The 13,849-nt window shown below is 56.6% G+C and carries 10 protein-coding genes; 7 read left to right on the forward strand and 3 right to left on the reverse strand.

Translation table 11 applies throughout. From position 1 onward, the window contains the following. Positions 1 to 26: 26 nt before the first annotated feature. Together RID42_07535 and RID42_07540 are read left to right on the forward strand one after the other, a co-directional pair. Positions 27 to 1,121, forward strand: a complete 1,095-nt coding sequence (locus RID42_07535) for a glycosyltransferase (protein MEQ8247520.1) — start codon at positions 27 to 29, stop codon at positions 1,119 to 1,121. A 4-nt stretch (positions 1,122 to 1,125) separates the two neighbouring features. Continuing rightward, positions 1,126 to 2,244 carry a glycosyltransferase gene (locus RID42_07540; GenBank protein MEQ8247521.1) on the forward strand — a complete coding sequence of 373 codons (1,119 nt, stop codon included), beginning with the start codon at positions 1,126 to 1,128 and terminating at the stop codon, positions 2,242 to 2,244. Between the two features lie 8 nt (positions 2,245 to 2,252). On the opposite strand, the gene RID42_07545 is transcribed toward RID42_07540, so the two are convergent. Next, the gene (locus RID42_07545) at positions 2,253 to 3,674 is read right to left on the reverse strand and encodes a mannose-1-phosphate guanylyltransferase/mannose-6-phosphate isomerase (protein MEQ8247522.1); all 1,422 of its coding nucleotides are present in this window, start codon (positions 3,672 to 3,674) and stop codon (positions 2,253 to 2,255) included. Positions 3,675 to 3,774: 100 nt separating this feature from the next. Between RID42_07545 and RID42_07550 the strand changes: the two genes are divergently transcribed. The 3 genes from RID42_07550 to gmd are packed head-to-tail and all read left to right on the forward strand — an operon-like array spanning position 3,775 to position 7,927. Continuing rightward, on the forward strand, positions 3,775 to 5,175 hold the full coding sequence (locus RID42_07550) for a glycosyltransferase family 39 protein (protein MEQ8247523.1): 1,401 nt from the start codon (positions 3,775 to 3,777) through the stop codon (positions 5,173 to 5,175). Between the two features lie 5 nt (positions 5,176 to 5,180). Next, positions 5,181 to 6,899: a glycosyltransferase gene (locus tag RID42_07555; protein MEQ8247524.1), complete on the forward strand. Its 1,719-nt coding sequence runs from the start codon at positions 5,181 to 5,183 to the stop codon at positions 6,897 to 6,899. Beyond that, complete coding sequence (gmd, locus tag RID42_07560) at positions 6,896 to 7,927, forward strand: GDP-mannose 4,6-dehydratase (protein MEQ8247525.1); 1,032 nt, start codon at positions 6,896 to 6,898, stop codon at positions 7,925 to 7,927. Before RID42_07555 ends, gmd begins: the two co-directional genes overlap by 4 nt. Here the strand turns inward: gmd and RID42_07565 are convergent. Then, the gene (locus tag RID42_07565) at positions 7,887 to 8,900 is read right to left on the reverse strand and encodes a lysylphosphatidylglycerol synthase transmembrane domain-containing protein (GenBank protein ID MEQ8247526.1); all 1,014 of its coding nucleotides are present in this window, start codon (positions 8,898 to 8,900) and stop codon (positions 7,887 to 7,889) included. The two genes, gmd and RID42_07565, sit on opposite strands and share 41 nt — an antisense overlap. A gap of 119 nt (positions 8,901 to 9,019) precedes the next feature. Between RID42_07565 and RID42_07570 the strand changes: the two genes are divergently transcribed. Together RID42_07570 and RID42_07575 are read left to right on the forward strand one after the other, a co-directional pair. Further along, the gene (locus RID42_07570; GenBank protein MEQ8247527.1) at positions 9,020 to 9,892 is read left to right on the forward strand and encodes a methyltransferase domain-containing protein; all 873 of its coding nucleotides are present in this window, start codon (positions 9,020 to 9,022) and stop codon (positions 9,890 to 9,892) included. Positions 9,893 to 9,953: 61 nt separating this feature from the next. After that, positions 9,954 to 11,786 carry a hypothetical protein gene (locus RID42_07575; protein ID MEQ8247528.1) on the forward strand — a complete coding sequence of 611 codons (1,833 nt, stop codon included), beginning with the start codon at positions 9,954 to 9,956 and terminating at the stop codon, positions 11,784 to 11,786. Between the two features lie 10 nt (positions 11,787 to 11,796). Here the strand turns inward: RID42_07575 and asnB are convergent, their stop codons facing one another. Then, complete coding sequence (gene asnB / locus RID42_07580) at positions 11,797 to 13,659, reverse strand: asparagine synthase (glutamine-hydrolyzing) (protein MEQ8247529.1); 1,863 nt, start codon at positions 13,657 to 13,659, stop codon at positions 11,797 to 11,799. Between the last annotated feature and the right edge of the window lie 190 nt (positions 13,660 to 13,849).

Raw genomic sequence — 13,849 nt, forward strand, 5'->3', positions numbered from 1 at the left:
TGAAGATCGTTTATCTAACGAGAGCGATGGAACTTGGCGGTGCAGAACTGCAGTTGGCCATGCTCGCAAACGCCATGGCATCCAGAGGTCACGCCGTGACCGTGCTGACGTTCTATCCAGGCCAAGAAAACAGTAGGCTTCAGTTCAATGAGGGTGTCGTCCACCGCGTACTCGGAAAGGCAGGCCGCTGGGACATAGTCGCCTTCCTATCGCGCCTGCGCCGGGCCTTTGCGGATGCATCGCCGGATGTCATCCATTCGTTCCTCGGTCCGCCCAATGTCGCGGCGGCCCTCGCGCGGAGAAAGGGCAGTGGGGGACGTTTGATTTGGGGCATCAGGGCGTCGAACATGGATGCGGGTCGCTATGACTGGGCCCACGTTGTCGCGCTGCGTCTCGAGCGGATGTTAGCGACGCGGGCGGATCTTATCGTGGCGAACTCCACGGCGGGCAAGGAGCATGCAATTCGCCAAGGTATGCGTGCCGGAAAGGTCACTGTTGTGGGAAACGGCATTGATGTGGTGCGTTTCTGCAGACGCCGCGATGAGGCGAGGAAGCTTCGAACGTCCTGGCTTGGGCCGTTCAAAGGTCCTCTTATCGGTCTCGTCGCTCGCCTAGATCCGATGAAAGATCATCCAACGTTTCTCCATGCAGCAATGGCGCTCGTCGAGCGGATGCCGGAGGCGGTGTTTGTCTGTCTGGGAGGTGGAAGTCAGGCCTATGGTGCCGCCATGCGGCGATTGGCGGTCGATCTCGGGCTTCAAGATCGGATCCGCTGGTCGGAGCCGGTTGACAATGTCGAAGTTGCGATGAATGCGTTCGACCTTGTGACCTTGACGTCTTCGTATGGAGAGGGATTCCCCAATGTCCTCGCCGAGGCCATTGCGTGTGAGGTGCCGGTGGTCGCGACCGATGTAGGTGACGCGCGGCGGATCGTTAGCGACGATAACAGGATTGTTCGTCCTGGCGAGCCCGATGCACTGGCAGCCGCCTGGTACCAATCGCTTCAGCAAACACCGGAGCTTCTTGCGCAGACAACGGCACGTCACCGGAAGCGGATTGTACGTGACTTTTCACATGCCTCGCTATTGGAGCGCATGGAAAAAATATACGCCGAGTTATGAAGACATGAGGAAAATCCGAGTCGCTCACCTCATCACGTCTCTAACTGTCGGCGGCGCCCAGTCCATGCTTTACAAACTTGTTGCCGGTATGGATCGGTCGCTCTTTGAAAGCCATGTCATTTCAATGACCGACGGCGGCACCATGGCGCCTGAATTCGAAAAGCTGGGCGTAGCAGTTTCATCTCTCGGAATGAGGCCGGGGTCGCCCAACCCCGTCGGTGTGCTGCGCCTCCGACGGCTACTGGAACGGGCAAACATCGACGTACTACAGACGTGGTTATACCACAGCGATCTGCTGGGAACTCTGACGGCGCTGACTCTGGGGAAACTTCCGGTCCTTTGGAACATTCGCTGTTCCACTATGGGTCCGGAACACGAGCGCTTGCAGATGAGGGTGATTCTCTTCCTCTTGGTACGTTTGTCTCAACGACCGACGGCTGTGGTCGTTAACTCGGTAGCCGGTAAGAAGGTGCATCAGATCTTTGGCTATGTGCCGCGTAGGTGGGAACTCATTGCGAATGGCTTCCAACTGACAGCTGGCGCGGATGCGGCTGCGCGCTCGGCTCTCGGTTTTGCCCCCGACGACGTCGTGTTCGCGATGGTTGCCCGGGACGACCCCATCAAGGATCACCTTACCTTTTTACAGGCCGCAAGGTCGCTCCTGACAAGCGTGCCACGGGCCCGTTTCATGCTCGTCGGGGAGGGGGTAACGCCTGACACTCCCAAGTACGCATCTTGGGCAGCCGACCCAGTACTCGGTCGGCGTCTGCATTTGCTTGGTGAGAGGCGTGATGTCACTTGGCTTCTAGGGGCTGTGGATTGTTTGGTTTCTACATCGTTGGGCGAGGGTCTGCCAAGCGTCGTTGGCGAAGCGATGGCGGCCGGCGTTCCCTGCATTGCGACGGACGTCGGGGATACCGCCCGCCTCATGGCTGATACGGGCATCCTAATCTCTCCGGGCCGACCCAGAGAACTTGCGAGCGCGATGGAAAGGATGGCTGAAGATTCTTCGTTAAGGCATTCCCTGGGCACAAAGGCCAAGGAGCGTATCGAACGCGACTACTCTTTGGAGGCAGCTATAAAGACGTACGAGAACCTTTACCGAAGTGCCGTGGCATCTTGAGCGCTAGCCTATCCGATGCGCCCATAGACGTCGCTGAAACGCTCGATGTCGGATTCCTCAAGAATCGGACCGGTTTGGACCTCGATGAGATTAAGGGGCTCCTTAGAAGGGTTCTCCAAGCGGTGCTTAGTCATCTTGGGTATGAAAGTCGATTCATCTTGCCGTAACTCGAAGACATCTTCGCCGCGCGTAACTTTGGCGACGCCCGAAACGATGACCCAATGCTCTGACCGATGATGGTGGCGCTGTAGCGATAACGCGCCATCCGGTTTGACGTGAACTAGCTTGACCCGAAAGCCCGGGCCACGATCCAGTTCTTTGTAGTGCCCCCACGGGCGGTAGGCGGTTCTTGCCACGAGGTGCTCGGTACGGTTTTCCTTCGACATCAACGAAACTAGGTCTCTTACCTTCTGGGTGTGGTTGATGTCTGTCACCAGAACCGAATCTTCGGTTGCAACGACCAGGATGTTCTTTAGCCCAAGCGCGGCAAGGACGGGGCCCTCGGAGCGAAGGTAGCTTGAGGACACGTCGATGGAAATCACGTCTCCGATCGTTGTGTTGCCCTGGACATCGGTTTCCGAGATCGAGGCTACCGATTGCCATGATCCAAGATCGTTCCACGTGGTCTGGAGTTCGGATACTGCGAGATTGGAATGCCGTTCGAGCACTGCGTTGTCAAAGGAGACACTTGGCGTCTTTGCCATCTCCGACTCGTTCAAGGTGACTAAGCCTGCACTTCGTGAGCCCGAAAAAAGGCTCTTGCGAGCCTGTTCGATCAGATTTGGCGCAAGGGTTTCGAAAGCGTCAATTGCTTGTTTGGCCGAAAAGACGAAAATGCCGCAATTCCAGAGATGGCGGCCCGTCTTCAGGAGGCGCTTGGCTACTTCGAGATTTGGCTTCTCGACAAAAGAGCGAACAGCGTAGCACTCACCGCGGTCATCGAGCGGTTCCTCCAATTCGATATAGCCGAAGCCGGTTTCTGGCCGGTCGGGTTTGACCCCAAGCACGGCAATTGTACCGCTCTGCGCAGCCGTTGCAGCCTCCTGGAGTGCCTTGTGTAGAGCGCGAGGGTCCCCGACTAAGGTGTCGCTCGGAAGCACCGCGACCACTGTGTCGGGATCTTGTTCCGCGGCGAGGAGCGCGCCGATCGCCACGGCCGGTCCCGTATTCCGTCCCATTGGCTCGAGAACAATATTTCCGACCCCAACGCTGATCGCCTGTATTTGGTCTTGCACAACGAAGCGGTGGTCCTGGCTGCAGATTATGTCCGGCGGCAGGAACGAAGAATTGCCGGCGAGCCCGGTCAAGCAATACTGAAAGAGCGTCCGATCTTCATGAATGGAGAGGAATTGTTTGGGCATGTGGGCGCGTGAAAGCGGCCAGAGGCGTGTTCCGCTTCCGCCGGAAAGTACTATTGGTTTAATGCGCATAGCCCGGAGATTCGATTCCAATAATGAATGGTGTATCGGGGTGCCGAGTGGTGTACTCGTCGAAAGAGAAAAGGTCTAGGTAGGTCAAATGGGAAGCCGGTTGAAACTCGAGGTTGCAGTACTTTTCGGAGTATTGATTGTCCTTCAATTCATGACGAGTCTCAACGTTTTGATCTATTTTCCGGATGGGTTTTGGACGGAAGGCTACTACCACCCTGCGGCAGTTAACTTGCTTGAGCATGGTGTCTACGGTTTTTACGACGGAGACAGTCTGACTCCCACCACGAACCGCCCTCCGCTCTATGTGATCTTGCTTGCTGGTCTGTATTCGATATTTGGTGCACACGAAGTCATCGGAGTGATCCTCAACAACATCATGCTATTTGGTGTTTTCGTTTTCACTTACCTGCTCGGTAGGCGCTTAGGCCCAGCGATCGGCTTCCTTGCAGTTATCATGGTGGCGCTCGACTCCATTTATCTAGCAGAGGCTAACCGGAACCAATCTGACATGGTGTTCTCGCTACTTGTCGTAGCGTCGCTCTACGCGATCGTGCGAGCGCTCGATGGTGGGCTTTCCTTGAGACGGGTTGCAATAGTTTCGATTCTTGTTGGGTTGGCGACATTTACCCGAGCCGCCGGCCTTTACCTTTGGGTCGCTTTGCTGATCGTCATCGTGGTGGCGTCTTGGCGCGTAGAACGTGCGCGCCGAATCGCGATGGCAGGTCTCATTGTGATTGTGATCAACGGTGCCTTTGTTGTTCCTTGGATGATCCGAAATCAGTCGATCACGGGGAACGCCGACTTCGCCGGGATGAAGGGATATCATCTGACTAACTACTTCGCGCCGCTCTTCATCGCGAATAAGAAGGGGCTGACGTATGACGAGGCGTCAAAGCTCATTTTTTCTGGGATCGAAAACGATCCAGAGTTTCAGGCGATTACAAACCAGGGAGAGAGGGAGAGGTATTTTTCGCGTTTTGCCAGGGATCTAATTCTCGACAACATTCCCCACGCAGCATGGGCCGTGATCGAGAATATCCCCAGGATGTTTCTGTCCTACGCGTCCGAGCCGCTGGCAGTCTACCTTGGGCCGCAAGGCTTTGAACGTTGGTATCTGAGGTATCAACAAGGGGCGGTTGGAGGGAGTGCTGAGAAAGAGAGCCTTGGAATCATGGGGCGGCTCCGTGACTACTACGAGAGCGGCACGTGGTTCATCGTCGGATACGGCATCCTGGTGAAGATTCTCAATGCGGCAGTGGTCATCCTGTCGGTCGTAGGATGTGTCGTGTTAATTTTTTCCAGGTCTGCGACCAATCGAAACGTGGGATTGGCGGTCTTCCTAATCTGCGGGGTATTGACCCTGACGGCGATAGTTGCGACTCAGGGTAGGTTCCGCCTTCCCATCATGCCCGGCATCGGGGTTGCAGCGGCATATATCCTTATCCTGCTTGTCTCGCGTATCCGGGGCCAGGATCGACCAGTGGCGGAACATCAGAAATGAATGAGATGTCTTTGAGCGAGTCGGCGACCAAGCCTCCGCTGGTATTCGCAGCCACATATAATGAACGCGATAATATTGAAGAGCTATGTAGACAGGTCCTGGGGCTACCCTTAGGTGTGTCCATGCTCGTGGTCGACGACAACTCACCGGACGGTACAGGTCGAGTTCTCGATCGGATCGCGGCTTCCGAACCCCGCCTGAAAGTTATGCACCGACCGAGAAAACTCGGCCTTGGAACGGCCCACATGCTCGCAATGGCCTACGCCATCCATCATCGTTATCCCTACCTGGTCACGATGGATGCAGACTTTTCTCACAGTCCTGCCGATATTCCGCGATTGCTAGGGGAGCTTGAGAGAGCGGATCTTGTAATCGGGTCTAGGTACATGGAGGGCGGTCGGTGCGACTACAAGGGGTACCGGAAGTTCCTTAGCTGGTCGGCCAATCGTTTTGGCAAGCTTCTGCTGGGCATGCCGGTACACGAGCTCACCACATCCTTTCGAGCATTCCGAACTTCGATGCTCGTCGATCTCGACTATGCTACGGTCCGATCGCAGGGGTATACCTTCTTCCTGGAATGCGTTTGGCAGATTGCACGCGGAAAGTTTCGCTGCCGGGAGGTGCCCATCCACTTTGCCGACCGGCTGCATGGGCGGTCCAAGATTCCTCGTCTCGAAGTCTTTCGGGGGATTGGCAAACTACTTCTACTGACGGCGCGGCGTTTGCGCGGGTGGCGCCGGTGGGGCGGCGGAGCGGTGGTGCCGAAGGGCGGCTGCCCTCATTGCGGTGCTGTATACCGTGTGGAGGTCTATCCTTCCAAGAACCAGGGTGCGGATACAAAGGTGGAAGCGTATCGATGCACGTCTATGGAACATGGGTCCAAGCCCCAAGTCGTCAGATGCCTAATGTGTGGCCTTCTAGCAGCAGGAGAGCCGGCCAGTGGGCGCGAAATTCTCGATCTCTATCGCGAGGTTGAGGATCCGAGTTACCTCCGCAACCAGTCATCGCGAATAAAGACTTTCTCGCGAATCCTGGACGAGATGGCGAACTGGGTCCCCGAGCGCGGAAAGGTCCTGGAGGTTGGTGCTTATTGCGGCGTCTTCATGGACTGTGCCGCTGGCCGGGGATGGGATATCGAAGGTGTCGAGCCTTCGAGATGGGCTGCATCCCTAGCCCGCCAGAAAGGTCATACGGTTCACAGCGGAAGCCTTCCAGAAGTTTCTGACAGGCTTAAACCTCCTTACCAGACCGTTGCCATGTGGGATGTCTTCGAACACCTATCATGTCCGGGCGAAACCTTGGACGAAATCGGATCCCTTCTCTCCGATGACGGTTATCTCCTTTTCTCCACGCTCGATGCCGAATCCCGCTGGGCTCGAATGCTCGGTCGGAACTGGCCGTGGATCATGGATATGCATCTTCTCTACCCCTCCGTCAGGACTGTCTCGACTATTCTCGAGGCGCACGGCTTTGAAATAGCGTCCGTGCAGCCGTATCGCCACTACGCATCGATTTCATATCTCTTCGAGAAGATCGGCCAAATTGCGCCAGGGGGTATTGGTAAACCGTTCGGCATGATCGCAGGTGTTCTTCCGAAGCGCCTTGCATTGCCGGTTTACCTAGGTGACGTGAAGCTATTCGTATGCCGCAAGATCGTTTCCGACGGGCCGCGCGAGCCAGTCGTCGTGGTCAATAAGCAAAACATTGAATTGGGTGGTTCATGACAGGTGTTGCCTTCATAACCGGCGTGACGGGGCAGGATGGGTCCTATCTTGCCGAATTTCTTCTCGCCAAGGGGTACGTGGTACATGGCCTCTGCCGCCGCAGCTCGACGAATAATCAGTCGCGAATCCGAAAGTTGGTCGAAGAAGGTGGCAGTCCACGCTTTCACCTGCACCAGGGTGATATGACGGATAGTGACAGCCTGTTCCGCATTGTAAGCGAGACCAAGCCGACGGAGGTCTACAACCTCGCCGCGCAGAGCCATGTTCACGACAGTTTCTCTGCGGGTGAGTACACTTCGAACGTCAACGGGCTAGGCCCTCTCCGTCTTCTCGAAGCAATTCGAGTGCTTGGTCGCACCAACGAAAGCCGCTTTTACCAAGCGTCGACTTCCGAGTTATATGGCAAGGTCCAGGAAACGCCGCAGACTGAATTGACTCCGTTTTATCCGCGCAGTCCATATGGCGTTGCAAAGCTCTACGGCCAGTGGATTACGATCAACTATCGTGAGGCGTATGGGCTTCATGCTTCGAATGGCATTCTGTTCAATCACGAGAGCCCTCGCCGCGGAGAGACCTTCGTGACCCGGAAGATCACTCGTGGCGTCGCTGCAATCGCCAAGGGCTCAAGAACTCCAATCCATTTAGGGAATTTGGACGCGCTTCGAGACTGGGGTCATGCCCGAGACTATGTTGAGGCGATGTGGCTCATGCTCCAACAAAGTGAGCCTGACGACTATGTAATAGCGACTGGTCAGGCCCGCAGCGTAAGAGAATTTGTCGAAGCGGCCTTCGCCTGTACCGGTAGGAGCGTCGAGTGGACGGGAGAGGGCGTTGATGAACGGGGCATTGATGCCCGCGATGGACAGGAACTTGTCCGGGTCGACGAAAAATTCTTCCGGCCGAGCGAAGTCGAAGCGTTGCTTGGGGACAGAACAAAGGCGCAACGTCAGCTCGGCTGGGAACCGCGGACAACCTTCGAACAGTTGGTCAGCGAAATGGTAGATAGCGACGTCGCGGCTCTTGCTTGACGAAGTCAGAATTCCGATCGCGTCGGAGAAGCTCGGCGCTGGCCCACAACGTGCCACACACAAGTCCCTGTGCGAGAGACAACAGGCCAATTCCCAATCCCAACAGGAGGGCGTCCGCTGCGGGGACATCGATCCGAGTAAAAAGGAATACCAAGCTTGTCTCGCGCACGCCCCAGCCACCGATGGAGATTGGCAGAGCCGATAGAAGAAGGCCTATCGGTGCGAGTACAAAAAATGCGCTGATTGGAATCCCGGGAGAGATTTCCGAGAACCAGATAAAAGCCGATACCAGCAGGGCGAAATGAGAAAGCGCGCCGAGTACGAATGCGGGCACGAGCTCTGCCTTGCGCACTACAGGCAGTGCCCTCAGGATTTTGCCGAGTACTCTTGGCCAAAAGCCGGCCCTCGCTGCTATCCGAAACGCGATCAGGGCAAGGAGTCCGAGGCCTACAAGCGCTGCAACGGTAGCCGCACCCTGCCATCCCAGTATTCCGAGTTCGGTGTCATATAGCGCGAGGTACGAAGGGGCAAACAATGTGGCCAGAAGAAGCAACGCGACGAGTCCAACAGCCCGATCGACCAGTGTCGCTAGGATCGCTTCAGAAATGCTGAAACGATATCGCCGGAATAGGAGAAACGCGCGAATCGCGTCTCCACCGATGCTTGATGGCATCGCCTGCCCGAAGAAAAGGCCCGCAAACAGCGTCGAAAACCCGTGTCGTTGGGCGAACTTCGAATTCCACCAACGACATATAAGAGTCCAGCGAAGCCCCAACAGCGCCACCTGAACTGCCGAGAGCCCGAACACAACGAGGATCGTCGTGGCCCTAATCCCTTCAAGCTTGATCCAGGCCTCGCCAAAGTCGAACTTTCGGAATACCCAATAGATGAGTACCGTGCTGACCGCCAATTTCGCGGCGGTCAGAAACCGCTGCCTCAATAAATTTTTTTTGTCAGAGGGAAGCTGCCGCAACTCAATGTTCCTGTCGTATCATCACCGTGACACTTTCTTCGCCTAGAATGCGGCTATCGACCGTCATACGCAGAAGTCGCTTGCTAAACTGCGCCTATTTTCTTGTCGATGACTATCGGATGGGTCGGCGTCTGCGTTTGGGGCGGATCGAAACCTCCTCGGGTACCCGCCACCGCCATGGCAACATCGAAAAGAGTATAGCCTATATCGATCGTGTCTATGAGGACTACCTTAGATACGGTGAGATCGAAGCGTTCCGAGGTTCTGTTTGTGAAATCGGGCCGGGAGATAACCTGGGTGTCGCACTCCGGATACTCGGAGGCGGTGCGGAGGAGGTCGTGTCTATCGACCGGTTCTACTCTCGACGAGATGAGGCCTATCAGCAAGCAGTCTACCAGGTATTGGCGGATACATACGGCCTTGGGCATCTGTTCCAGGGCGACGTGGCCGAGAGCAACGTTCAGCAGCTCACCTATTTGCCGGCGACCCCGGCGGAGCAGTTCTTCGGTACCGCTGGCGGACGCTTCGACTTCATCGTTTCGCGAGCTGTACTCGAACACCTTACCGACCCGATTGCCGCTCTTTCGCAAATGAGTGCGGCGCTCAAGTCCGGCGGGATGATGATTCACCGTATTGACCTCCGCGACCATGGAATGTTTCCCCGTCACAGATCGCTCGAGTTCTTGACGGTGTCAGATCCCGTTTACCGGCGTATGACGCAGAACAGCGGTAGACCCAACAGAGTTCTCGTCGACCGCTATCGTCGTTGGCTCAACGAGTCTGGTCTTTCCGGGCGCATTCTCGTGAGCCGTCTTGCCGGGGTCAGGACCGAACTTGATCCAGCATGTTGGCAAGAGCTCGCCGTGGACGTGCGGGAGCAAGCCTTGCGTGAGTCCGCACATGTACGGTCGCGACTTGCCCGAAGCCTTGCAAAGACCAGTGACCAAGATCTTGCCGTCAGCGGGATCGTTTTGGTCGCGCGGAAACCGTAGGCGAGAAGAAATGCCCGCTAGTCATGAACAAACCTCAGTCTTGGCGGGATGGGCCATTGGGATGGCGCTTGCCGTCGGGACCCTTGTCTTCTTCCAGTCGGATGTGTCGATCACACAGGCCGGGGCGGATGCAACGATCGGGCGGACTAAGGATGTCCTTCTTCTCAGTATCGCTTACGAGTTTGACCAGACGAAGTGGCTGGCCATCACCGTTGCACTCATGGTTTGGGCAGTTGTCTTGGCTATGCGGGTTGAGTGGGTCGAAACACCGAAACTCGGTTTGCCTGACATGCTTCTTCTGGGATTTGCCGGTCTAGCCGTCCTCTCCCTTGCCTGGACTCCAGATCCTCGGGCCGGAGCCCTAGCGTTAATTCACGGCGGCATTGCGGTGGCCAGCTACATCTTAATGAGATGGACGGCTCCGACCGTTGGAAAGTTTATATTGTTCTCCTTTGGCGTCACCTCCGTGTGGGGCGTCATCGCGATATGGGCGGTCTTCTCCAGCGACCAGATACTTGGCGGGACCGGCAACGACAATTTTCTCGCTGAGTTCACTGTTGTTGCTGGTGCGTTATCGTTGGCATTCGCACACCAAGAGGTGCAGTGGCTGCGCTATCTCGCACGGGTCACCGTCGCCGCCGCACTGGTATTCGTGTTTTTTGTGCCACAGGCCAATCTACAGATATTGGCACTGATCGCGATTGCGATCTATGCCCTGGCGTGGCGAGGGCACCAACGAGTCGCCATCTTCGTCCTGACGCTGATCGCCATCGCGACCCTGTCAACGACAGCATTCTTGATGGTTGATGCGAGCTTCCTGCAGGAGGCGCCGATAAACGTTCGCGACCGACTTCAGATTTGGGTTAGTACGATAGTGCAAATCAGTCATGCTCCGGTTTTCGGTCATGGCGTCGGTAGCTTCCTCTATCGCATGGGGGACTTTACGGATTCCTACGCTTCTCTCGTTCCTCAGCTTGGCCTGCCGGCCTATGACAACTTCGCTCGTCAGGCCGGTGCCGCTGACAACGAACTCCTCCAGGTTGCAAGCGACTTCGGCCTAGTGGGCGCAATTGTTGTTGTCGCGTTTGTCCTCGCGATGATGCGACGCGTTCTGGAAGATCGGGGCACGTTGACGGGTCGTTTGGGGTTTGTACTTGCAGCTGCTATCCCGCTTGCACTCGTGTCACAGACGTTTGAGAAGGCGTTTACCATTGTTCCAATACTAGTGATCTGTGCGTGGGTCGCTCGTAACGTACCCGTCCACCTTACAAGTCGATGGTCTGGCGGCCTGGCCGCAGTGGCGATGGCAATCTTTCTTGTGCCGGCAGGCATCACATTGGTCCCCGTAGTGAAGGCAAGTTGGTTGTTTTCAGAGGGCGACGCCTTTGAAGCACTTAACTCGCTTTACGGTCTAAACAACCAGTTGGCGCCAGCAGCCGGTCGAATTCTGCTGGCATTGGATGAATCTGATAAAGACCCAAGACTACGTCTTCGAGCCTTTCCCCAAGTTTTGGTCGCGGGCCCAGACTTCTGGACGGAAAAGGGTTTGTCGGAGGAGGAAATTGAAGGTCTATTCGCTCTTAGTTCCTCGGCGTCGCCTCACAATACGCTTCTAATCGATCTGCGCCTCAAGCAACTCCTGTCTTCTAAGGGCCGATCGGTGAGCCGTGGCGAGGTCGAGTCGTTACTCTCGCTACTGCACCGGAAAGTCGGCTGGTATATGGCCAACCCGCATGTTTTGGAAGCGGCGATCGCCCTCCAGGTTGGGGAGCCGGATAGAGCCAGGGCGGCGCTGGAGCGGGCACGCAGTCTGATCAAGGCTCCGCTTGGTCCCCGGGATACCGCCAACCTCGAAAATATCGAGATACTCAGCCGTCAGCTAGGTTCCCGTTAGCGCACCTGCGTCAAGGCGTAGCGTTCCAGTGCCGAGACCATTGTTGCAGGGTAAGGACCATCCAGAGTTCGTGCTGTCGGTTGACGGCTCCTTGTTTGTGTTCGCGCCAAATCTTTGAAACGGCTGTTGGATCGAAGAATCCCTGCGCCCTGATTGCCGATTCCGAAAGTAGATCGTCTGCCCAGGATGCCAAGGGGCCGTCAAGCCATACTCCGACGGGCACGCTGAAGCCCTGCTTTGGACGTTCGTAAAGCCCAACCGGTAAGTGCCGAGACAGCATTTTCCGAGGCAGTGCTTTCCCCACACCGTTCTGTACGTGGACCTCGGTTGGGAGAGAAAATGCGAGCTCTACGAGACGGTGGTCGAGGAGGGGGACGCGCGTCTCAAGGCCAACCGCCATGGAGGCGCGGTCCACCTTGGCCAGGATGTCGTCCGGAAGATAGCTGAGGGTGTCGCTAACCTGCATCTCACGGACTGTCCCGGGGGTTTCGCCGTGTTTTTGGACGGCAGGATAGTGCGCCCGGTTTCGCATCAGATTCTCCCTCGATACAGCGAGAAGATTGTCGTGCATCGCCAGCAGTCCCGGCTGGGCAGCTAGTTCGCCAAATCGTCGGAGCTTCGTTCGCTTGTCGCGAAGGCAGACTGTCGCGGGCATTAAACCCGCGGCGTTGTTGGCTAGCCGGGCAAGGATATGTCGTACCGGAGGTGGGCCGAGGGCGCCGATCCGAGACACCCAGTGGTAGCGGGAGTATCCCGCGAATAGTTCGTCGCCTCCGTCGCCGGAAAGAACCACGGCGACATGTTCTCGAGCGAGCTTCGATATGAGTAGCGTGGGAAGTTGCGAGGAGTCAGCGAACGGCTCATCGTAAACTTCCGGCAGTTGCCCGATTAGGTCGAGGGCAAGTTTGGGTGTCGCGCCAACTTCGACGTGATTCGTTCCAAGGTGCTCAGCGATTGCCCTCGCTGCGTGGCTTTCGTCGTAGCGAGGATCGTCAAAGCCGACGGTAAAACTCGTAACGTGGACGGGGGCGCGGGCTTGGTTTGCGACCGCAGTTGTCAGGGAGGAGTCGATTCCGCCCGAAAGAAAAGTGCCAATCGCAACGTCACTGATCAGGTGCTCATGGACAATCTGGTCTAGGAGTCCGCAAATATCGTCAATGCTGGAGGCATTGTCGGGCAAAACTGAGGGCAGTTGCCAGTAGCGCATGCTTGTGGATTTGTCCGGTCCAGCGAGTGTGAGTATGTGGCCGGCCTCCAGTTTTTGGATGCCTTTGAATATGCTCCGCGGTGCGTGGACAACGCCGTAGCGGCAGTAGTCCCCAACCGCATTGAGGTCGAGCAGCGGTTGGAAATCCGGAAAATGTCGGAGTGCTTTCAATTCGGATGAGAAGACGATGGCATCTCCTGCCCGACCCCAGTAGAGCGGTTTGATCCCAATTCTGTCCCTGACTAGGTAGAGGGTGCGTAGACGGTTGTCCCACACCGCCGCGGCAAACATGCCGGCCGCTCGCTCGATAGCCTGTTCGATTCCCCAATGTGAAATTGCCTCGACAAGTACCTCCGTGTCCGACGTGCCGCGAAACACATGCCGATGGCCCCGAAGTACTTCCCGGAGAGCGGGGGCGTTATAGATCTCGCCGTTATAGGTCAGCACAAAACGACCATCGGCCGATGTCATGGGTTGCTTGCCCGCATCGCTCAAGTCTTGGATAGCTAGGCGCCGATGACCGAGTGCAACTCCGGCTGCTGGTTCCAACCAAGTTCCGCGTCCGTCGGGCCCTCGGTGCGCCAGGGAGTCGGTCATCAAGTCCAAGACAACACGATCGGCGGCGTCGAGCGGGCGCCCGCGCCAGAAACCTACAATGCCGCACATTGACTAGTTCGCTACTTCCTAAGGAGACGGGCGCGGGTCATGATATCGGATCTTCTGCCCGTGTGACCACTCGCTAGTGTCTCCTGCTATGTTGACCGAAGGGAGCAGGCGATTCGAAGGCTACCTGGAAACCCTTCGGCGCAGGTTAGTACGTTTATAACTTTGAAGTTAAGCCTTTCCATTCGAATGT

This window comes from Alphaproteobacteria bacterium (assembly GCA_040216735.1).
Lineage (GTDB): Bacteria > Pseudomonadota > Alphaproteobacteria > SHVP01 > SHVP01 > CALJDF01.